Source organism: Flaviaestuariibacter amylovorans, assembly GCF_039541815.1.
Lineage (GTDB): Bacteria > Bacteroidota > Bacteroidia > Chitinophagales > Chitinophagaceae > Flavisolibacter > Flavisolibacter amylovorans.
The window spans coordinates 1-21,841 of the sequence record NZ_BAABGY010000022.1 but is presented as its reverse complement, the minus strand read 5'-3'; the positions used below and the strand labels follow the sequence as shown (position 1 = coordinate 21,841).

The following is a 21,841-nucleotide window of genomic DNA, read 5'->3' as shown; positions in this document are numbered from 1 at the left end:
TGATTACTTTTGTCTCAGAGTTCATGATCTGACATTTTGGGGTTTGAAAGTGTGGTTACTTAAAAATACCCAAGTGTCAGATCAACTCTTAACTACTGCAGGAGAGCAAATGAAGTAGAACGCGTTGGGTACGTCTGTTTCTCTTCCCGGACACTCCATTCCTCCCTCCCCTCGATGGTTCGATTACTCATGTACTCTATTGCTCGCGTACCCTTCCTCCCTCCTCCAATCTTCCCTCCCCCTCGGTTATTCAAGTACTCATGTACTCTATTGCTCGCGTATTGCCCTCCTTCCTCAAGCGCTCAACCTTCGTACCTTAGAACTATGGACCTCATCGAACATTTCTCGACCTTGGAGCAGCGGCCGGCGGAGCGCCTCGGCCTGCTGGTGGGCGGCCTGCTGCTGTTCTGGATCATCGAGGGCGCCATCCCGCTGCTGGAGCCGAAGTACAAGCGCAACAAGCTCCGGCATGCCGGCGTCAACTTCGGCTTCACGCTCATCCACCTCGCCATCCACACCGGCCTCGCCGTGGTGATCGTGCTGCTCTCCGACTGGTGCAGGCGTGCCGGCTTCGGCCTCGTGCACTGGACCGGCGCGGGCGTGGGGATGACGATCCTGATTTCGTTCCTCGTGCTCGATTTCTTCGGCGGCTGGCTCGTGCACTGGACCGAGCACCAGCTGGCGCCGCTCTGGCGCTTTCACGTGGTGCACCATGCCGACAACAACGTGGACGTCACCACCGGCCTCCGCCACCACCCGGTGGAGAGCGTGCTCCGCGGCCTTTTCTTCTTCGCCGGCATCCTCGTGTCGGGGGCGCCCATGTATGCCGTGATGATCTTCCAGACGCTGCTGGTGCTGGCTACGGCCTTCACGCACGCCAACATCTCCCTGCCGCGCCGCCTCGACCGGGCCCTGTCCTGGGTGTTCGTATCGCCCAACATGCACAAGGTGCACCACCACTGGCAGCAGCCTTATACCGACTCCAACTACGGCGCCGTGCTCTCCGTGTGGGACCGCCTCTTCGGCACCTTCCAGACGTTGGAGCCCAAGGACATCCGCTATGGCCTCGACCGCTACTATCCCAACGAGGAAGACGAAAACTTCGGGATGCTGCTGAAGCGCCCCTTCGGGCGGATCTCAGATCGGTGATCGAGGATCTCAGATCTTTTGATTTCAGATGTGTGATTTGTGATTTCAGATTTATTGCTGACGCGCGCGGTCGATGCGGGTTGCTTTTTGCTGGCAGTTACTATAGTTCGGCCTAGACCGTAGTCGGAGACTACGGTCAACGGTTGCCGGAGACTACGGCCAACGGTTGTCGGACCAGTCGTTCGGGTGGACGAGCGGAAACAGTGCTTTGTAGCAACATACTTCTTTGAGATAGCTGGCTACCGTAAAGCAGGATCCACCTAAGCTCCCCCTTTGGGGGACAGGGGCCGGACCAATATACCCTTAGGACGGTATTGTCTTCCCTTGCCGGCGCGGATACCTTCGGTGCCTTAAACCAAGCATCATGAAGTCCCGGATACTCCCCCTCCTGCTCGCCGCCTTCCTGCCCGCCCTGGCCTCGGCCCGCGTGCTCACCCTTTCCAACAACCCGCAGAACCCCGGCCAGTACAGCACCTTTGCCGACGCGCAGACCGCCGCCGTGGCCGGGGACACCATCTACGTGCACGGCTCGTCTATTTCCTATAACACCATCAATATCACGAAAGCCATCACCTTCATCGGGCCCGGCCACAACCCGCAGAAGCAGGCGCCGCTGAAAGCACAGTTCGACCATATCGGCATCGGCTCTTCGGGAATCAAGGTGATCGGTGTGCTCGTCAACTATTTCTACACCACCGCCAACAGCCTTACCAACGTCACCCTGTCGCGCAACCGCATCGACTATTACCTGTACTTCAACAACACCGGCAGCCACAACAACTGGATCATTGAAGGCAACGTGTTCGGCTACCTGACCACGGGCGCCAACTTCTCCGTAGGCCACAACAGCTTCTGGAATTTTTATTTCGAGAACAACATCTTCAGCGGCCACCTGGAGAACAACTCTTCTTCCTCGTCGGCATACAACATTTATTTCAACAACTGCACGTTCCTGAACAAAAGCGGTGGCAATGCGGCACATGCCGTGGCCTGGAAGAACGCTACGTACAACAACTGCATCTTCTACGGCAAGAACCCGACGCCGGGCAGCACGGGTTCCGGCAACACCTTCAACAACTGCATCTCCTACAACGCCACCAGCAACGTCTTTCCGGGCACCGGCTCGGGCAACCTCGTGAACCAGGACCCGCTCTTCACCACCTATACCGGTAACGGCTTCGTGTATACCGACAACTACACCCTCCAGGCCGGCTCGCCCGCCAAGAGCTACGGCCTCGACGGTACCGACCTCGGCGTGCACGGCGGCACCTATACCTGGAACCAGAACGGCCTGCCCAAGATCCCCTACATCTCCGAGTTCACGATCTCCAACAACCAGGTGTCGGCCGGCGGCTCGCTGAATATCAACTTCAAGTCCACGATCGGGCAATAAGCTACAAGGTGAGCGCGTGAGCAAGTGAGCAGGTGAGCGAGTGCGTGTTCATGAGGCACCCGTTACAGATTGACCGGTTATCGTTGCCGGGAGTGCGGTGTGGTGCCGAGCGCTCGTTTTTAGGTATGGCAAACCGGCGCAAGCATCGCATTCCTGGCATCGGCCAACCCAAACGGTTCCCGCTGACCCGCTCACTCGCTCACCTGCTCACCCGCTCACCTGCTCACCCGCCCCCAATCCCCCCGCTCATGCGCACCCATTATCTCCTCCTGCTGCTGCTCCTGCTGGCCGGGCTCCGCCCCGCCGCGCAGCTCGCCGGCGCCGAATACTTCTTCAATACCGACCCGGGCCCCGGCAACGGCACCCCCATCGCCGTGACCCCCGGGGGCACCCTCGATGAGAGCGTGTCGATCGCCACCACCGGCCTCGCCGCCGGCACCCACTGGCTCTACGTGCGCAGCCGCCACACCGACGGCCGCTGGAGCCACGCCGAAGGGCGCCGCTTCGTGATCGCCGACGGCATCACCGCCGCGGAATACTTCTTCGACACCGACCCGGGCGTCGGCTCCGGCACGGCCCTGCCCATCACCCCCGGCGCCACGCTCGACGAGACCCACTCCATCGCTACCACCGGCCTCAGCGCCGGCACCCACATCCTGTACGTGCGCACCCGCAACACGCTCGGCCAGTGGAGCCTCCGCGAGTCGCGGGCCTTCTCGATCTCCGAAAGCATCACCGCCGCCGAATACTATATCGATAACGACCCCGGCGCCGGCCTCGGCACCGCCATCACCGTCACACCCGGCGGCTCCATCGACGTATCCCTCTCCATCCCCGCCGGGTCGCTGCCCGCCGGCACGCACCGCATCTTCGTGCGCAGCCGCAACAGCGCCGGCCAGTGGAGCCTCGTCGAAAGCCGCTCCTTCACCATCCCCGAAGCGATTGCGCAGGCCGAATATTATTTCGATACCGATCCCGGCCAGGGCAATGGTCAGCCCTTTTCCATCACTGCCGACGACAGCATCACGCTCAGCACGAACATCTCCGTTTCCGGCCTCTCCGGCGGCTGGCACGACCTCTTCATCCGCAGCCGCAGCAACGGCGGCGCCTGGGGCATCGTAGAAAAGCGCTCCTTCTTCATCAAGCCCACCGTGGTGAGCGGCGAGTTCTACGTCGACGCCGACCCGGGCCCCGGCAGCGGCCTGCCCATCGCCTTCGCCGCCGCCGAGAACGCCGAGTTCAACGGCGCCATCATCCTGCCGCCCTGCACCGACAGCGGCACCCACCGTCTGCACGTGCGCACCCGCGACGAAAACGGCCATTGGAGCCACCACGAAAGCCTGCCCGTAGAGGTGTCGGCCCCGGTCAACCCCGGCATCGTGCAGCAGACCCTCGTCAACAACCCCACCTGGTGCAAGCGCGACAGCACTTACTTCTTCTTCGAAGCCGGCACGAGCCGCGTGCTGGCCCGGGTCACCACTTCCGGCAACCTGCAGAACCTGTCGTCCAACGTATTCGTGCGCAACGCGCCCTTCGTGAAGTACGACCGCCCCATCCTGGGCCGCTCCTTCCTGATCAACGCGGATAACCCCACGGCCGCTCCCATGACCGTGCGCCTCTACTTCACGCAGGCCGAGCTCGACACGCTCAACGCGATGAGCCCGCTGATCTCGGGCGCCGGCTCCATCGGCGTATATCAGTACGAAGGCCCCACGGAAGACAGCATGCTGAGCATCGGCGACGCCACCTACCACGGCATGCTCAACAACACCACCTTCGGCCAGGAGTACGACGCCTGGTACGTGGAGTTCACGATCACCCACTTCAGCGAGTTCTGGCTCACCAGCAAGGGCTTCCTGCTGCCCGCCGTGGGCCTCGACCTCTCGGGTGAGAGCGGCAGCACCGCCCACCGCCTGCAGTGGCGCACCCTGCAGGAGCACAACACCGACCATTTCACGCTCGAGCGCAGCGCCAACGGGCAGCACTGGAGCGCTGTAGCCCGCATCGCGGCCGCCGGCGAGAGCAGCTCCGCCCGCACCTACCGCCACAGCGACCCCCACGGCAACGCGGCCACCCTGTACTACCGCATCCGCCTCACCGACCGCGACGGCCGGCAGTCGTACAGCAACGTCATCGTGCTCCGCAACGGCTCCGGCGCCGCCACCGCCTGGCGCATAGCCCCCAACCCGGTCACGCACAGCGCGATGGTGAGCGGTCCTGCCGCCACCGGCCCGCTGGCCTGGAAGATCATAGATGCTTCGGGCCGCACCGTGCGCACCGGCCAGTGGAACGGAACCCCCAACGGCGCCTACCGCCTCGACGCGTCGGGCCTCGCCGCCGGCTCCTACCACCTGCTGCTGCAGGCGCCCGACGGGGCCGTGCAGCTGCCCTTCCTCAAGCAATAGCATCAGGGATTCGGGATAACTGGGAAACCGCCTTCGGGCGGTTTCCTGTTTATTAGTCTATTGGTTTATTGGTAAGGGGTCGTTTAAAGAGGAAGCTGCTGTACAGGTGGCGGCAGACAAGCCTGCGAACGCGGCCGCGCTACAACGTCCCCCAACATTCCCGGGGAGGGCCTGGTGGGGTTTTCTGCCCGCAAACCCACGCCCATCCACAAAAGACCTTGTACCTGCACGGTCCTCCAACCTTCCCAACCCCCTAAAACCTCCAAAACCCTATCTTGGTTTCATGAACGAAAACTCCTGGGGCATCATCAGCTGCGGCGACGTGACCGAGGTAAAGAGCGGTCCGGCTTTCAATACAGTTCCGGGTTCCCGCCTGCAGGCGGTGATGCGCCGCACCGGCGCGAAGGCTGCCGACTACGCCGCCCGCATGCAGCAGGCCGCGGCCGATGCTGGCCTTCCGCCCGTAGTGGCGCACTACCTCCGCGCCCAGCCCGGCTTTCGCAAGGTGAAAGAGCTGCTCGAAGCGGGTGCCATCGGCCGCTCCCTCACGGCCACCCTCGTGCTCGAGGAGCCCCTGACGCCGGCCTCGTAGCCCGCACGGGCGAACCCTGGCGCCTTGACCCGGCCGGGTCGGGCGGCGGCCTCTTCTGGGACCTCGCGCCCCATGCCCTTGACCTCCTGCTCCACTGGTTCGGGACCCCCGAAATGGTGGCTGGCGCGAGCTGGAACGCCCACGGTACGTACAAAGCACCCGACACGACAGCCGGCATTGCCCGATTGCCCGGGGGGCTGCTCTTCCAGGGGCGCTGGTGTTTCGGCGGGCTTCAAAAACGAGATACCTGCGTGCTGGCCGGCACCAAAGGGTGCCTCCGCTTTTCAGTGTTCGCCCCTGCCCGCTGCTGCCCGAGCGCGACGGCACCGTAACCCGCTTCGACTTCCCGCCCCTCGCGCATGTGCAGGAGCCCATGATCGCCGCCGTAACCCGTCACTTCCTCGGGCTTGCGCCCAACCCGGCACCGACGCACGAAGGGGTACAGGTGATGGAATGGATGGAAGCGCTTTCCACATCCGGCGCCCGACAGGTATAAGAAAGCGCCAAGTACGCCGAAAACAGTACTTTCGGCCTGTCTTTTCCCCCTAGTAAGATCGTTCCGCAGCCGGCCCGCCACCGTATCCGGCCATCCAATACACTTGTGTCAGACCGCTAACTAAACCAGTAAAACTGCTTATGCTCCCTCGTGTTCCTGTCGCAGCACCTGCGACATTGTCTACTTTTCTGTCCTGTCGCCTGGTCGTCCTGCTTGCTCTTTTCGCGACGCCGTTCGTTGCCAGCGCACAGACCACCGTCACCTACCCGCAGCAGGTGGCCAACTACTACAGTACCTACAGCACCGGCACAGCTGGAGCCTTCAACCAGGGCAGCACCCAGGTGGGCATGTATGCCAACGGAGGCGGCACCAAGCAGGTAGTGTCCTGGCGCAAGTTCCGCACCGATGGCGGCGCGGGCAGCTCTTCCGACCGCGCCCTGCAGGTCGGCGATCAGGTAGTGATCACGCTCTCGGCCACCCGCGCCAACGGCCGCATCGGCTTTGCCCTGCTGTCGTCGCCCGCGGCCACCGGCTCCTGGAATGACCGCGAAAGCAACTACGCCTTCTCGATGAACCTCGATGGGCCCGCCTACAACAGCGGCAACTGGGGCAACTGGTATTTCAAGGGTGCCGCCATCCAGGCAACCAGCTTTGGAGGCTCTACGGGCTACCTCGACTATACCTTTACCCTCACGCTGATGGCGCCCGACCGCATGAACGTGACGCTGACCAACGGCAGCAGCACCCTCAACTACTTCGACGTGCAGCTGGCCAATGCCAACCCGATCACCGACTACAGCATTTTTCTCGACGACGACTGGAACGGCTCGGCCAATAGCAACCTGTACTGGGGCCTTGCCTCCGGCGGCGGGCACACGGTGCGGAATACGGGCGCGCTCCAGCTGGGCGCCTCCGGCAATTCCTTCACCGTCGCCGGCATCATCACCAGCGGCCTCAATGCCAACAGCGCCACGATCACCAGCGTTCCCAACTCCCTCACCAAGAGCGGCAGCGGCACCCTCACCCTTTCGGGCGCCAACACCTATACCGGCATCACCATCAACAGCGGAAAGGTGAGCGTGTCGGCTATTGGCGACATGGGCGTTGCCAGCGGTCTTGGCACGGCACCCAACACCTCTCCCTACAACCTGTTCCTGAGCAGCGGCGCCCTCACCTATACCGGGGCCACCGCCAGCACCAACCGTCCCTGGGCGATCCGGGCCGGCACCACCGGTACCATCGAGATCACCGAGGCCGGCACCACGCTCACCATGAGCGGCGCTTCGGCCGCCGCCGCCGCCAGCCCGCTGATCAAAACGGGCCCCGGCACCCTGGAGCTCACGGGCGCGCTGAATCATACCGGCCTCAATACCGTCAGCGCCGGCACCCTCCGGCTTGCCCGCAGCGGGGGCACCACCCTCCTCGCCGGCAGCGACGTGACCGTGGCCAGCGGCGCCACCCTGCGCATCTCCACCGACCAGTCGCTCGGCAACCTCACCGTCAACAGCGGCGGTACCCTGACGGTGGACCCCGGCGTGAACCTGACGCTGACGGGCACGGTGACCTTCAGCGGTGCCACCACCTTCGGCGCCGGCTCCACCACCACTTTCGCCGGCACCGGCCAGGCCATCCCGGCGGCCAATTACCACCACTTCGCCACCTCGGGCTCCGGCAGCAAATCGTTCCCGGCACCAGGCACCATCGGCGTAGCGGGCACCTTCACTGTGAGCGGGGCAATCCCGTCCATCGCCTTCAACACAACGATCGACTTCAACGGTACGGGGGCGCAAACGATCCCCGCTTACAGCTATGGCACTGTGCTCATCTCGGGCGACCGTGGCGGCGCCACCATCTCCTTCGGCAGCAATACCATCAGCATCGGCGGATCGATGAGCTATACGGCCACCAACGCCGTGCAGGACCCCGGCACCTCCACCGTGCGCTACGGCTCCGGCCAGACCATCATCCCGCTCAACTACTACAATGTGGTGCTCAACGGCTCCGGGGGCTACCTCGTCAGCGGTACGGTGAACATTGCCGGCTCGCTCTCCTGGGCCGTGAACCCGCCCACGTTACTGAGCACCAGCAGCACCGTGAATTTCAACGGCGTGGGCCCGCAGACGATCCCTGCTGCCAGTTTCCACAACCTGACCATTTCGGGCGACCGCCTCGGGAATACCGTGACGCTCGCTGCCGGTACGCTCAACGTGGCAGGCACCTTCAACCCGTCGGCCACCAACGTTGTGTACAGCAGCACGGGTAATACGGTCAACTACAGCTCCTCGTCCACACAAACCATCTACAGTCCGTTTACCTACAACAACCTGAGCAACAGCGGGAACGGCGGACGCACCTTCAACTCCGGCACCGTCGCGATACTCGGCACGTATACCCCGACGACGGGCGTCAATGTACCGGGTGGCACCATCGACTTTGCCTCGGGCGGCACGCAGACCATCCCTTCGGGCACCTACAATGATCTCAGCAACAGCGGCGGCGGCCCGCGCACGCTGGCTTCGTCGGGCGCCAACAACGGCGTCATCGAGATCCAGGGCAGCTTTACGCCCGGCAGCGGAAGCTATACGGTCGACAACAGCACGGTGCAGTTGACCGGCACTGCCGGCAGCACCACCGACATCCCCGTGCTGAATGCCGCCAGCACCCCCGCCAATCCGCTCGCCCGTAACTACCACAAGCTGATCCTCAGCGGGGCTTCCAACACGGTGTGGAAGCTGGCCACGAACGAAACGCTCAGCACTGTGAGCGACCTGACGCAAACTAACGGCGAATTCCAGGTGTGCGGCAACGCCCTAGGCTCCAATAGCGTCACGATCGGCGGGAACTATGTGAAGAACATCGGCCAGCTTTATGTGTCGAAGAATTATGGAGCGGGCAGCCTGACCATAGAAGGCAACCTGACCAACACGATGGGTAACGTCTTCGTGAGCGGCTTCGCCACGAGCAGCGCACCCAGCGGCGGCGGCTCGCTGACGGTAAACGGCAACGTCACGATGAGCTCCGGCGCCCTTTCGCTGATCTTCGACGCGAACGCACCCAGTACCCACCTGGCCGTTGGCGGCAACTTGGACCTCGCCGGCGGCATCCTGCGGATGGAGGAGGTGGCGAATAACCTGGCGGTAGCCACGGTGAGCGTCGCCGGCAACCTGCTGGCCACCGCCAACGCCACCAACGTGGTCTCCTTCGGCGGCGCGGGCACGTCGCATACTGCCGGCAACCGGGTCACGCTCTACGGCAACCTCATCAAGAACAGCACGAACGGCACCTTCCAGTCGCTCGGAACGACCCTCCCCGACGGCTTTGTGTTTGCCGGCACGGGTACCCAGGTACTCAGCTACAACGGCTCGGTGTCCAACTATGTTCCTTATACGGTGAACGCGGGCAGCACCGTGCAGCTGGCTTCCAACTGGGCCCTCGGCACGCTCACGAGCCGCCTGCCCCACGTAACCATCAACGGTACCCTCGACGCGGGCACCTACAAGATTTCCGGGATGGCGGCCGGCGCCACCTTCACGCTCAACGGCACGCTCCTGACCGGCAGCGTGAACGGCGTCGACGACAACACGGCGGCCTCCACCCTAGGCGGGCTCGGGGCCCTGGTGCTGCGCGACATTCCGCCCACCGCGTCGGTGGTTTACACCGGCACCGGCATGCAGCTGGTGAATGCGCCCGCCACGCTGGCCAACGTCACGATCGACAACCCGGCCAACGTGGTGCTCACCGGTCCCTTCGCCATTACCGGCACCCTCACCCTGGCGAAAGGCGTCCTGGAGCCGGGCGCCAACCTGCTCGACGTCAAGGGCAGCATCGCCCGCAACGGCACTACCCAAACCGGCACCATCGGCGATGGCTCCGGCATCATCCGCTTCTCGGGCAGCAGCGCTCAGTCGGTACCCGCCGGCGCGCTCGGCCTGGTGAACGACCTGACGATCCAGAACAGCGCCGGCGTGAGCCTTGGCTCCGACGTGGACGTGCTGGGCATCCTCGCGCTCAACGACGGCCTCCTCGATCTTGGGGCGGCGACGCTTTCGGTGCCTGCGGGCAGTACCACCGGCGGCTCGGCCACGTCTTACGTCAAGACCTCGGGCGCGGGTGCGCTGAAACTCACCGGCATCGGGGCCGGCGGCGGCGTGTTCCCGGTGGGCAACAGCACCTACAACCCCATGACCCTCGCGCAGGCCGACGGCCTCGACTGGAGCGTGCGGGTCGAAGATGCGGTGGGCAACGTGCAGGCGCCCTATACCGGCAACGTGGCCAAGGCCGTGTCGCGGGTGTGGGACATCAACCCCTCCGTGCGCCCGGTGGTCAATCCGGCCACGGTGACCTTTGGCTACGATGACACCGACCCGCTCCAGGTGGGCGGATCCTTTAACCCGGCGGCGGACGTAGTGGTGTGGCACTATACCGCGGGCTTCTGGCTGCGGGCCTCGGATCCCATCACGCCCGGCAGCACCGGCGGCCTGCGCACCGTAACGGTGAGCGGCCTCACGGAGTTCTCGCCCTACGCGATCGCGAACGTAGGCGCGCCGCTGCCGGTATCGCTGATGACGTTCACGGGCAAGCGTGTGAATGGTGTGAACGAGCTGAAGTGGGTCACGGCTTCCGAGTCGAACAACCGCGGCTTCTCGGTGGAGCGCTCCACCGACGGCAGAACGTATACCTCTGTGGGCTTTGTAGCCTCGCGTGCACAGGGTGGCAACTCCTCCTCGATCCAGAACTATAGCTTCATCGATAATCCTTCGGCAGGCTCAGGACAGGCGGGCCGCAAGTGGTACTACCGCCTGCGCCAGGAGGACCTCGACGGCCGCACGAAGCTCTCCACCATCGTGGTGCTGAGTGCCGACAAGAGCGGTAACCTCGTAGTGGACGGCGTGTACCCGAACCCTGCCAAGGGTGCGGTGAGCGTGCGCCTGCAGGGCGGTGCGCAGAGTGGTGCGGTGATCCTGCAGCTCACGGACATACAGGGAAGAACGGTGAAGGTGCAGTCCATCGCCCTCGCTGCCGGTACCTCCACCACCGCTACGATCGATCTTGCAGGTCTTGCCGCGGGTCAGTATCACCTCAAGGCACTGGCAGCGGATGGTACTACATCTGAGACGATCACGCTCGTGAAGCAATAGCCTCACCCCCAGCCCCTCCGGCCTCACCCCCGGCCCCTCTCCTAAGGAGAGGGGAGCAAGGGTTCCCTCATATTGAAAGCCCCTCGTGAAAACGAGGGGCTTTTTTCGTAGCCCCCCGGCAGCTCCCAACGGGAGAGGCCGGGGGTGGGTAGATCGGCAGCTTGCTTCGTAGCAAGGTGCTTCTTTGCAACAATTGGCTACCGGAAGGAAACACCAACCTAAGTTCCCCCTTCGGGGCCAACCGAGCGAAGGCGAAGGTTGCGCGCGCAGCGCTGGGGCCGGGCCGGGGCCGGGGCCGGGCCGTTGACGCACACAAATCCGCAACTCAACCGGAAAGCAGCTATTTGCCGCCGGAAAGACTCTATTTTTAGCGACTACCTGCACCCGCTTATGAAGCACTGCCTGCTCCTCCTGTTCCTCTGCGCTGCCGGCTCCGGGCTCCGGGCCCAGCCTTCGGCACCCGGCACGCCCGCCGACACGGCCATTGGCGCCCGCCCCCAGTGCCCGGCGCCGGCCATCGACCTCGGCCCCGACCGCATCATTTGCGCCAACGACTCCGTGGTACTCGACGCCGGCGCCGGCTTCAGCAGCTACCTGTGGAGTACCGGCGAAACCACGCGCACCATCGCGGCGAAGCAGGTGGGCCGCTACCTCGTTACCGCCACCACCCCCGGCGGCTGCGTGGCAACCGACGAATTCGAGATCATCCGCACGAACCCGGCGCCGCAGGTACAGCTCGACCAGCGCCCCTACGTGTGCCCCGGCTCCTCGCGCATCCTCGACGCCGGCACCTTCGCTTCCTACCGCTGGCACGACGGCTCCACGGGGCGCGTATTCGTGGTCATGACGGCCGGCCTCGTGAGCGTGGAAGTCACCGACTTCAACGGCTGCAAGGGCACGGGCTCGGTGCAGCTCATCCCCTCGCCCGACATCCCGCAGATTGCGCTGCCGGCCGATACCACCCTGTGCCAGTACCAGCAGCTGGTGCTGAAGGCGCCGCCCAACTTCCACGCCTACCGGTGGAGCACCGGCAGCACCGGCGCCACGCTCCGCATTCCCGGTGCCGGCCTCTACTGGCTGGAGGTAGCCTCCGAGCAGGGCTGCACGAGCCGCGACTCCATCCGGATCGACATCAAGCAGTGCAACCGTTACTTCTTTGTGCCCACGGCCTTTACGCCCAATGGCGACGGCCGCAACGACCGCTTCCGCCCCCTCCTCGACGGTAACCTGCTGAGCTACCAGTTCGCCATCTTCGACCGCTGGGGCCGCATCGTGTTCGAGAGCAAGGACCCCCGCCGCGGCTGGGACGGTAAGTTGGCCGCCCAGGAGCAGGGCAGCAACGTCTACGTGTGGACCTGCAGCTTCCACCTCGAGGGCGGCCCCCCGGAAACCCGGAAGGGCACGTTCACCGTGATGCGATGACCTCACCCCCAACCCCTCCGGCCTCACCCCCAACCCCTCCGGCCTCACCCCCAGCCCCTCCCGGCCTCACCCCCTGCCCCTCCCCGGGAGGGAGGGGAGCAACCCATCCCCCGGCGCCTTCCCCAAGGGAAGGGGAGTCAGGTACAGCTCTTATTCAAGCCCCTCGTTAAAACGAGGGGCTTTTTATACTCACCCCTGGCATCTCTCAATGGGCGGAGGCCGCGCTTCGGAATGGACCAGGTGCTTTGAAGCATGGTCCCAGCTGGAAAGAATCACCGACCTAAGCTCCCCCTTCGGGCCAACCGAGCGAAGGCGAAGGTTGCGCGCGCAGCGCTGGGGCCGGGGACCTGGTCTATCTTGCATCCCATGAACGAGATCTCCTGGGGCATTATCGGCTGCGGCGACGTAACGGAGGTAAAGAGCGGGCCAGCCTTCAGCAAGGTGCCGGGCTCCCGCCTGCAGGCGGTGATGCGCCGCGACGGGGCAAAAGCGGCCGACTACGCTGCCCGCCACGGGGTGCCGCGCTGGTATGCCAACGCCGCCGACCTCCTGGCCGACCCTGCCGTGACCGCCGTATACATCGCCACACCGCCCGCCGCGCACGAAGCCTATACCCTGCAGGCCCTCGCCGCCGGCAAGCCGGTGTACGTGGAGAAGCCCATGGCCACCTCCGCCGCCGCCGCCCGCCGCATGGCCGACGCGGCACAGGCCGCCGGGATCCCGCTGGTGGTGGCGCACTACCGCCGCGCCCAGCCGCTGTTCCGGAAGGTAAAAGAGCTGCTCGAGGGGGGCGCCATCGGCACCCCGCTCTCCGCGGAGCTCGTGCTGCACGAGCCCCACGACGCCGGCCTCGTGGCCCGCGGCGACAGCCCCTGGCGTCTCGATCCCGCCGTGTCGGGTGGCGGCCTCTTCTGGGACCTCGCGCCCCATGCCCTCGACCTCTTGCTGCACTGGTTCGGGACCCCCGAAATGAGCTCCGGCGCAAGCTGGAATGCCTACGGGACGTACGAGGTACCCGACACGACGGCCGGCATTGCCCGGCTCCCGGGCGGTGTGCTCGCCACCGGCCGCTGGTGTTTCGGCTGGCCCCGGAAGGAAGACCGCTGCACCCTCACCGGCACCGAGGGCACCCTCCGCTTTTCGATCTTTGCCCCGGCACCCCTGCTGCTGGAGCGGGACGGCACCGAGACCCGCTTCGACTTCCCGCCGCTCCCGCACGTGCAGGAGCCGATGATCGCGGCGGTGACGGCCCATTTTCTCGGGCAAGGGCCCAACCCCGCGCCTGCCCGAGAAGGGGTAGCGGTAATGGAATGGATGGAGGCGTACGGAAAAGGTTCCTGAGGTTGTGGGGTTTTGGACGTATTAGAGGGCCCCATCCCTGCCAGAGGGCCCTTTTTGGTGGACATACATCCCGCCAGCCGGACGAATTTTGGCCGGAAAGGCACGCGGGACGTGGAAACCGGGCGACAGGGAGCAGTGGAACCCATCTCGTGTTCTTCCAGTAGGCCGACCGGCCGGGTGAGCGATGCGAAACTGGTTTTCATGACGTGAAAATGAGTCTGGACAGGAAAAGGGCGTGCAGAATGACTGCTTAATGCGATGAGCAACTGGAGCGTTGGCTCACTTGGGATGATTTCCGTCGGGAATGGCCAGGAAGGAACCCCTTTATCGGGAGGATATACCGCGTAAATCTTGGCCGGAAAGCCGCGCCCGTCGTGAAAAGTGCGTGCATGGAAGGGGGCGCCAGGCACAAAAAAATGCTCCCGTAGTCGCAGCGCCTTGAATACCTGGGAACTCGAATGCCCTGTCGTTGGAACAGCCGTGCCCCGCCCTCGGCGGGCTGAGCTCCGGCGAAGGTTGCGCGCGTAGCGCTGGCTGGGGCAGGGGGGAGGTGCCCGCATCCGGAGCCGGGACCTCCCGGATGGTGCGGAACCCCGTCGCCAATTCCGACCGGCTCACCGGCTTGAAAAATGTGGTGAACCCCTAAGGGTTTCCATTGGGCGAATAAAAACAAAAATGTAATCTTGCATTCCGATTTAACATTATATATATCGGTAGCTTTGGCCCGCCGCAGCCTTTTCTTCCAGCGGTAATCCGATCCTTCCTCTGCCGAACCGCCTTTTACCCAAACAAAACGACCCAAAAACGCTGCCTCTATGAGAAGCACGAAGTCCCCCCTGTCCGCCAACCGGACCCTGGCCGCCTACACCCGCATGCAGGCCCGGAACCGACAGTACCTCACCCGCACCCTGCCCACCGTGGCGCTGCTGATTTTGCTGACGCTGCTGCTGAATATGCGGGCGGGGGCGCAGCCCTGGACCTATGATTTCGGCACAGGTACCGGGTCTTACACAACCGCCAGCGGCGCAATCACGAACTTCTTTACCGCTACCCCTACGAACGGAGGCACTTATCGCATCCGCGCAGCCAGCTCCGGCAACGTTGGATCGGGTTTTGTCCTTGCCAATCCGGGAACTTCTCTGGGTACAAATACCGAACTACAGATAAATGCTTCCGCGACCGGCTCTACTCAGAAATTCACGGTATATGGATGGACGGGTGCCACGAACGTTGCTTATGCCAAATTCAATTTCCGAACGACCGCTTCGGGCAATGGCGTATTGGTCTTCAAGATGGGGGCTAACGGGGCGAACTATTCGGACGCCAACGCTTATAATTCATTCACCAGCGACCTGGTCGCATTCCGGCTGAATTATGCAGCGGGCGTACTCAGTGTCGACAGGCGCATTTCCACCAATACCTACACAGCCATCGCTTCCCCAGGGTTTTCGAAAGACGCGGACCAGCTGGTTGAAGTGTATGCAAACAACAATGCGACTTCGGCGACATATTATCGTTCCGGTACGACCTATACGCTTTCGAGTAACCAATGGGATCTTTGGGTAGGAGGCGTACAGATCTCTCCCACGAACGGATGGCCCACTGCTACCCTGGCTTCCGGAACAGCTATCGCAGCTTTTGGCTTCTACGGCGAGTCCAGTACGACGCCGAATAACAATGCGTTCATGTACATCGATGACCTCGAGTACTCCAATGCTCTCCCGGCAACTCCTGCCGCAGGTCCTCCCACCATTGCCGCTTCCGGTGGTGTAGTCGCCGCTGCTCCCGGAAACACAACGAACGCTTACAACGGTAACACCGTTACCCTCACCGGTACGAACCTCGAGTCGGTCACCGTCGTCAAGGTCGGTGGCTCCGGAGGCACCAATGCGACCATCACGGCGCAGACCGCTACGACCCTCACCTTTACGATGCCGGCCGGCACCTTGGGCAACGCTTCCGGTGCCGTGTATGTGCAGAATTCGGCGGGCAACGCTACCTCCACGGAGTCGCTGACTAATCTCGGCTACATTACGACCCAGGCCGGCGACTACAATACCGGCAGCACCTGGCTCGGTGGCGCCGTGCCCATCGCCGGCAACAGGGCCACCATCGCACATACCCCCATCACGATGCTGGCTACCGCACCGGCCCCCTCCATCCTGGTGATCAACTCCAGCACCCAGCTCACGCTCAACTCGGGCTCCGCCATCAACGTCACCAGCACCCTGACCAACGGCGGCACCATCGCTATTGTGGACGGCATCCTGAGCATTGGCACGGGCGGCACCTTCACCAACAACGGCACGGTTACCTGGTCGCAGTCGAACACCATGACCCTCGGTGCCGGCAGCACGCTGACCAACAACGGCACCTTCAACCCGGGTAACGATGGCCGCGTATCGGCTTCGGGCGCTCTGACCGTCAACGGCACCAACGGGGTGACCTTTGCCGAACTGACGCTGAACGGGGCCACCACCTTTACCACACAGCCCACCATCAATAAATTCCTCACCATCAACGATGGCGCCAGCATACTGACCAACGCACCGGTCTACGCGGTCGGTTCCACCCTGCGCCTGCTTCAAACCAGCGCTACTACTATCGGCAGCGGCAACCTCTTCTGGACCGCCGGATCTTCGGGCGCAGGCGTTCCCCGGAGCGTCAGTGTGGTGGGCGCCGGGCCCTTTAGCCTTACGGAAGACCGTTCCGTGCTCACGTCGATGAACGTGTCGGCGGGCACCTTCACGAACGGCACGTTCGCCCTCACCATCGCGGCCAGCCAAACCAGCGCCCTCTCCTCTGCGCTCCAGGTGAGCGGTGGCAGCTTCAATCTTACCGGTGGCACGGTTAGCGTTGGCCCTTCGGGCGGCGGCAACCAGGGCCTCACGGTCAACGGCGGCACCCTTACGGTAAGCGGCGGCACGCTGAACATCAACGGCAACATCGTGCACAACAGCGGCACCTTCGCACAAAGCGGAGGTACCATCAATGTAGACGGTAACGGTGCCAGCAGCGTACCTACGAGCACGCCGCTGGTCGCATTCAACACCAATACCACGCTGAACCTCACCGGCGGCACGCTGACGATCGTAGACCCGCATGCTTTTGCTGGTGGCAACGATCACGCATTCCGATACACAACGGCCAGCAACGCGCACTACACTTCCGGTGCGGGCCACACCTTCCAGTTTGGTAACGGTACTTCCTCAGCTTCGGGCGGCAGTGCCAGCGGCTTCTTTATCAACACCTGGTCAAACAGCGGCCGCTTTGGTTTCGGCAACCTAGTGATCAACAATTCCTCCGGCACCAACCGCCTCGTGACCTCTGCGAACAGCTTCGGCTTGCAGGGCAGCCTGACCATCACCGCGGGCGAGCTTTCGATGCCAACCACCTCGCTCTCGATCGCCGGCAACATCGCGAACAATGGTACGCTCACCCTCGGCAGCAGCCTGTTCTTCCAGACGCTGACCGGTAGTACACCGAGCGCCGTTACCAGTGCCCAGACGGTGTCTGGGTCGGGCACGTTCCGCAACGCGTCGAGCAGCCCTACTGGCAACTTCGCCAATATTACTTTCCAGAATACGACGCCCGCCTCGCCGAACGTGACCTTCAACATCGGCAACATCACGATCACCGGCACGGTAACGCATACCGCCGGTATCGTGAGCACGAGCAACAACGACCTCAGCTTCGGCTCCGCTGCTATCGTCAACCGCACGGCCGGTTATTACCTGACGGGCACGGGGCAGATGAAGAAGACCTTCACGACCACCGGCACCTTCGTCTATCACCTGGGCGAAACAACGGCCACGGAGGAATACAGCCCGCTGACGCTCGGGGTCAGCACCAACAGCACGAGCCGTACCCTCGGCGTGAAAGTGACCGACGCCGCCCACCCGAACCTCAACACGGGCGGCACGGCGGCACATTACCTGAGCCGCTACTGGACCCTCACCGACGACGCCACCGCGTCGATCACCTATTCGCCCACCGCGCAGTATGTGACCGCCACCGACGTCAACGGTACTGCCGGCTCCCTCCGCACCGCGGTGTGGAACGGTGCGGCCTGGACCGACTATACCACCACGGTGAACACCGGCACGCCCTCGATCGCCACCACCGGCATCACCGCCGCCAATGGCATCAATAATATGGACCTGACGGGCCGCGCCGCCGGCGCCACCCAGCTCGCCATCACCTCCATCTCCCCCAACCCGCCCACGGCCGGCGCCACCTTCTCGGTGACCGTGCAGGCGCAGGACGGCAGCGGCACCGCTTCGGCCGTATCGCAGGCCACCAGCTTCACCCTCACGGTGAACGGCTACGGCGGCAGCATCGGCGGCACCGTTACGGGCACCATTGCCTCGGGGGCTACATCGGCCACCGTCACCGGCGTCACCCTCAGCAGCGCTGGCACCGGCGCCCAGCTGACGGCCACCCAGACTTCGGGCGACGCCCTCACGGCCGGCAACTCGGCCACCTTCAACGTGCTCGCGCCCGCCAACCAGCTTGTGCTCGTAGGTGTGCCTTCGAGCGGCAACGCCAACAGCAACGTCACTTCCTTTACCGTGGAGGCCCGTCGCCCCGACGGTACCACGGTAGACAATACCTACACCGGCACCATTACCATCACGAAGGTGTCGGGCCCCGGCACCCTTGGCGGTACCACTTCCGCTTCGGCGTCTGCCGGTGTGGCCACCTTCGGCGCGCTGCAGTTCACCCAGCCGGGTACCTACACCATTTCCGCTACCGCCCCCGGCCTCACGGATGCGCCTGCCTCGGGCAATATCGTGATCGCCTACAGTACGAATACCACGGACGCCTTCCGCTCCGTGACTACGGGCAACTGGGGTAGCGCCGCCACCTGGGAAAGCTCGCCCGACGGAACGACGTGGTACACCGCTACAGCCGGCCCCGCCTCCGCTTCGGCAGGCGCCATCGAGATCCGCAACGGCCACACCGTAACGGTAGCCGCCTCTGTAACCACCGACCAGCTCACCGTAGCCTCGGGCGGTGTTCTGACCGTGAACGCGAGCCAGACGCTCACCTTCAACAACGGCGCCGGCACCGACCTTACGGTTGCGGGTACGCTGAATAATAACGGGATCGTAGCCCTGCAGGGCGCCACGAGCACTTCGGTGAGCGGCACCTGGAACAACGCCGGCTCCCTCACTTTCGGCACCGGCACCACCAGCCTCTCGGTAACGGGTATCTTCAACGCGCAAACGAACGGCTCGATCACCAACGGCAGCAACGGCCCCGTCACCTTCGGCCCCAACAGCCAATACAACCATACCATCAACGCGGGTGTGATTCCCACGGCCACCTGGGATGCGACGTCCACGGTAACCGTCACCGGCATGGGCGTTACCCGCCCCACCGGCATGGGCCAGCTGTTCGGCAACTTCACCTGGAACAATAACGGTCAGTCGGGCTTCGCCAATGTCACCGACGGCTCCTTTATCAACTTCCGCACGCAGGGCCTGCTCAACGTGGTGAACACGGGCGGCTTCTCCCTCACGCTCGTGCATAATACCTCGGGTCAGTACGTGTACAGCTTCGGCGCCATCGCGGTAGGCACGGGTGCCCAGCTCACGATCAGCAACAGCAGCACCTCCAGCGCAGGCCCGGTGGTGGTGAACGTGGCCGGCGACGTGACCCTTACCGGCACGGCCATCCTCGACGTGGCCCGCGGCAACCAGGGCGCGGCCACCGGCTTCTACCGCGGCATCCTTACGATCGGCGGCAACCTGAACATCTCCGGCTCGGCCCGCTTCTACGCCAGCACCAGCAGCAACGCCTACGGCCTCGTGCTGTTCAACGGCAGCACGCCCCAGACCTATACCAATACGTCGTCGGCCACTGCCACCAACAACAACTATAACCTCGACTACGTGATCGCCTCCGGCGCCACGGTAAACCTCGCGTCGAACCTGAGCCTGTACTCGGCATCGGCGACCTTCTATGATTACCTGAACAACGTGGGCACGCTCAACACGGGCACCTTCGCGGTGAACAATTCGGCGGGCAGCACCACGGAATTCTACCAGGTCGGCAGCGCCACGGTGAACACCAGCTTCACGCTCACGAGCGGCAACGTATCCGTTACGTCGGGCAGCATCACCGGCATCGAGCCCGGCATGCTCGTCACCGGTACCGGTATCCCCGCCGGCACCTATGTAACCGGCTACGTCGGCACCACGGGCCTCGTGCTCACAAAAGCGGCCACCACCACGGGCGCCACAGCGCTCACGTTCACGGCGGCGGGCGGCAAGCTGATCACGGCCAACACCGGCGGCATCGCCTCCTCGGGAGCAACGGGCGCCATCCAGACGGGCCTGCGCGATTTCTCGAGCACGGCCGACTATACTTTTAACGGCACGGGCCAGAACACCGGCACCTTCACCACCACGCCCACGGCCAATACCGTGCGCAACCTGGAGATCGCCGGTACGGTCACCAATACGTATGGCACCACGCTCAACGTCAGCAACCTGACCCTGACCTCCGGCACCTTCACCGGTGGCTCGGGCCGCACGGTGAACATCGCCGCAGCCGGCACGCTCACCGCCAACGGCGGCAACGTGACCGTGGGCAGCACCGGCGGCACGATCAACTTCGCAGGCGCCGGCACCATCGCCGGTACGTCGGCCGTGACGCTCAACAACGTGACGGTGAACGGCGGCGCCATCAGCCTCAGCAACGCCAACACACCCACCATCGGCGGCACCCTGCTGATGGCCAACGCGGCCGGCTCGGTCGGCTTCGCCCCGATCTACGGCGCGGCCTCCACGCTGCAGTACGGTGTGAGTTACACCCGTGGCAACGCCTGGAGCAGCAACGGCGCCGGCACCATTGGTGTGACGCCGGGCTATCCCAACAACGTCACCATCGCGGCGGGCACCTTCACGCTCAACAACGGCGCTCCCGCCACGCCCCGCGCGCTTGCGGGCAACCTCACCGTGAACACCGGTACCACCTTTAACGCAAGCGACCGCACCGCTACGCTCACCGTGGGCGGCGACCTCGTGGTGAACGGCACCTTCAGCATGGGCAACACCTCGGGCAAGACCATCGTGAACGGCAGCGTCACCAACAGCGGCTCCCTGTCGCTGGGCAGCACCGCCGGCGGCGATCTCGACGTGTACGGCTCCTGGACGCGCGTGAGCAGCCCCACCTTTACCGACAACGGCCGAACGGTATCGTTCCTCGGCAGCAACAACGCCTCCATCACGGCGGCCACCTCGCCTGCCACGTTCAGCCACCTGGTGGTGAACAAGACCGGCGGCGCCGGCCTGACGCTGAACGACGACGTCAACGTGGGCAACCAGCTCCACCTCACCGAGGGCACCGTAACGGGCGCGGCCAACTTTACCCTCGCCTCGGAAGCGCGCATCATCCGCAGCGCCGGCGCCCTCGACGGCTACCCGACCTTCGGCGCCATCGTGGACCTTACCTACAGCAACAGCGCCCCGCTGACGGCCGGCTTCGAAGTACCGGCGGTGAATTCGGTGCGCGACGTGCTGATGAACAGCACGGCCGACGTAACGCTTGCCGACTCGCTGACGATCACGGGTACGCTCACGCTTACCTCGGGTAACCTGAACATCGCGGGTCATAACCTGTACCCGGCAGCGATCTCCGGGGGCTCCGCGGCCTCTTATGTCAAAACTTCCGGTGCGGGTGCCCTGGTGCGACTTACCAACAACGCTACCTTCCCTGTAGGAAATTCCACGTTCAACCCGCTTGATCTTGCAGGCGGCCCGTCGCAAAACTGGCGGGTGCGCGTACAGGACGCGGTAACGGGTGTAACGAACCCGCATATTCCCAACATCGCCAAGGCCGTACAGCGCCAGTGGCATGTAACGCCGGCCACGGTGATGCCGGTGCCGGTACCGGGTG

9 protein-coding genes and 1 pseudogene are annotated in these 21,841 nt (G+C 64.0%); all 10 read left to right on the top strand.

Features of this window, described 5'->3' with window-relative positions:
- Positions 1–324: 324 nt before the first annotated feature.
- On the top strand, positions 325–1,149 hold the full coding sequence (locus ABD937_RS23505) for a sterol desaturase family protein (protein ID WP_345258513.1): 825 nt from the start codon (positions 325–327) through the stop codon (positions 1,147–1,149).
- A 364-nt stretch (positions 1,150–1,513) separates the two neighbouring features.
- Positions 1,514–2,542 (top strand): hypothetical protein, encoded by a 1,029-nt coding sequence (locus ABD937_RS23500; protein WP_345258511.1) that lies wholly within the window; start codon positions 1,514–1,516, stop codon positions 2,540–2,542.
- Positions 2,543–2,790: 248 nt separating this feature from the next.
- The gene (locus ABD937_RS23495; protein WP_345258510.1) at positions 2,791–4,947 is read left to right on the top strand and encodes a T9SS type A sorting domain-containing protein; all 2,157 of its coding nucleotides are present in this window, start codon (positions 2,791–2,793) and stop codon (positions 4,945–4,947) included.
- A gap of 283 nt (positions 4,948–5,230) precedes the next feature.
- Positions 5,231–5,539 carry a hypothetical protein gene (locus ABD937_RS23490; protein WP_345258508.1) on the top strand — a complete coding sequence of 103 codons (309 nt, stop codon included), beginning with the start codon at positions 5,231–5,233 and terminating at the stop codon, positions 5,537–5,539.
- Positions 5,540–5,604: 65 nt separating this feature from the next.
- Positions 5,605–5,871: pseudogene (locus tag ABD937_RS23935) on the top strand (Gfo/Idh/MocA family protein); the annotation flags it as partial.
- Positions 5,811–6,035 (top strand): hypothetical protein, encoded by a 225-nt coding sequence (locus ABD937_RS23485; protein ID WP_345258507.1) that lies wholly within the window; start codon positions 5,811–5,813, stop codon positions 6,033–6,035. The pseudogene ABD937_RS23935 and the gene ABD937_RS23485, both read left to right, overlap by 61 nt.
- A 176-nt stretch (positions 6,036–6,211) precedes the next feature.
- On the top strand, positions 6,212–11,173 hold the full coding sequence (locus ABD937_RS23480; RefSeq protein WP_345258506.1) for a beta strand repeat-containing protein: 4,962 nt from the start codon (positions 6,212–6,214) through the stop codon (positions 11,171–11,173).
- 390 nt (positions 11,174–11,563) lie between these two features.
- Complete coding sequence (locus tag ABD937_RS23475; RefSeq protein ID WP_345258505.1) at positions 11,564–12,595, top strand: T9SS type B sorting domain-containing protein; 1,032 nt, start codon at positions 11,564–11,566, stop codon at positions 12,593–12,595.
- Between the two features lie 366 nt (positions 12,596–12,961).
- Positions 12,962–13,936, top strand: a complete 975-nt coding sequence (locus ABD937_RS23470; RefSeq protein ID WP_345258504.1) for a Gfo/Idh/MocA family protein — start codon at positions 12,962–12,964, stop codon at positions 13,934–13,936.
- Between the two features lie 815 nt (positions 13,937–14,751).
- On the top strand, positions 14,752–21,841 hold a 7,090-nt coding region (locus tag ABD937_RS23465; RefSeq protein ID WP_345258503.1), incomplete at its 3' end, for a hypothetical protein.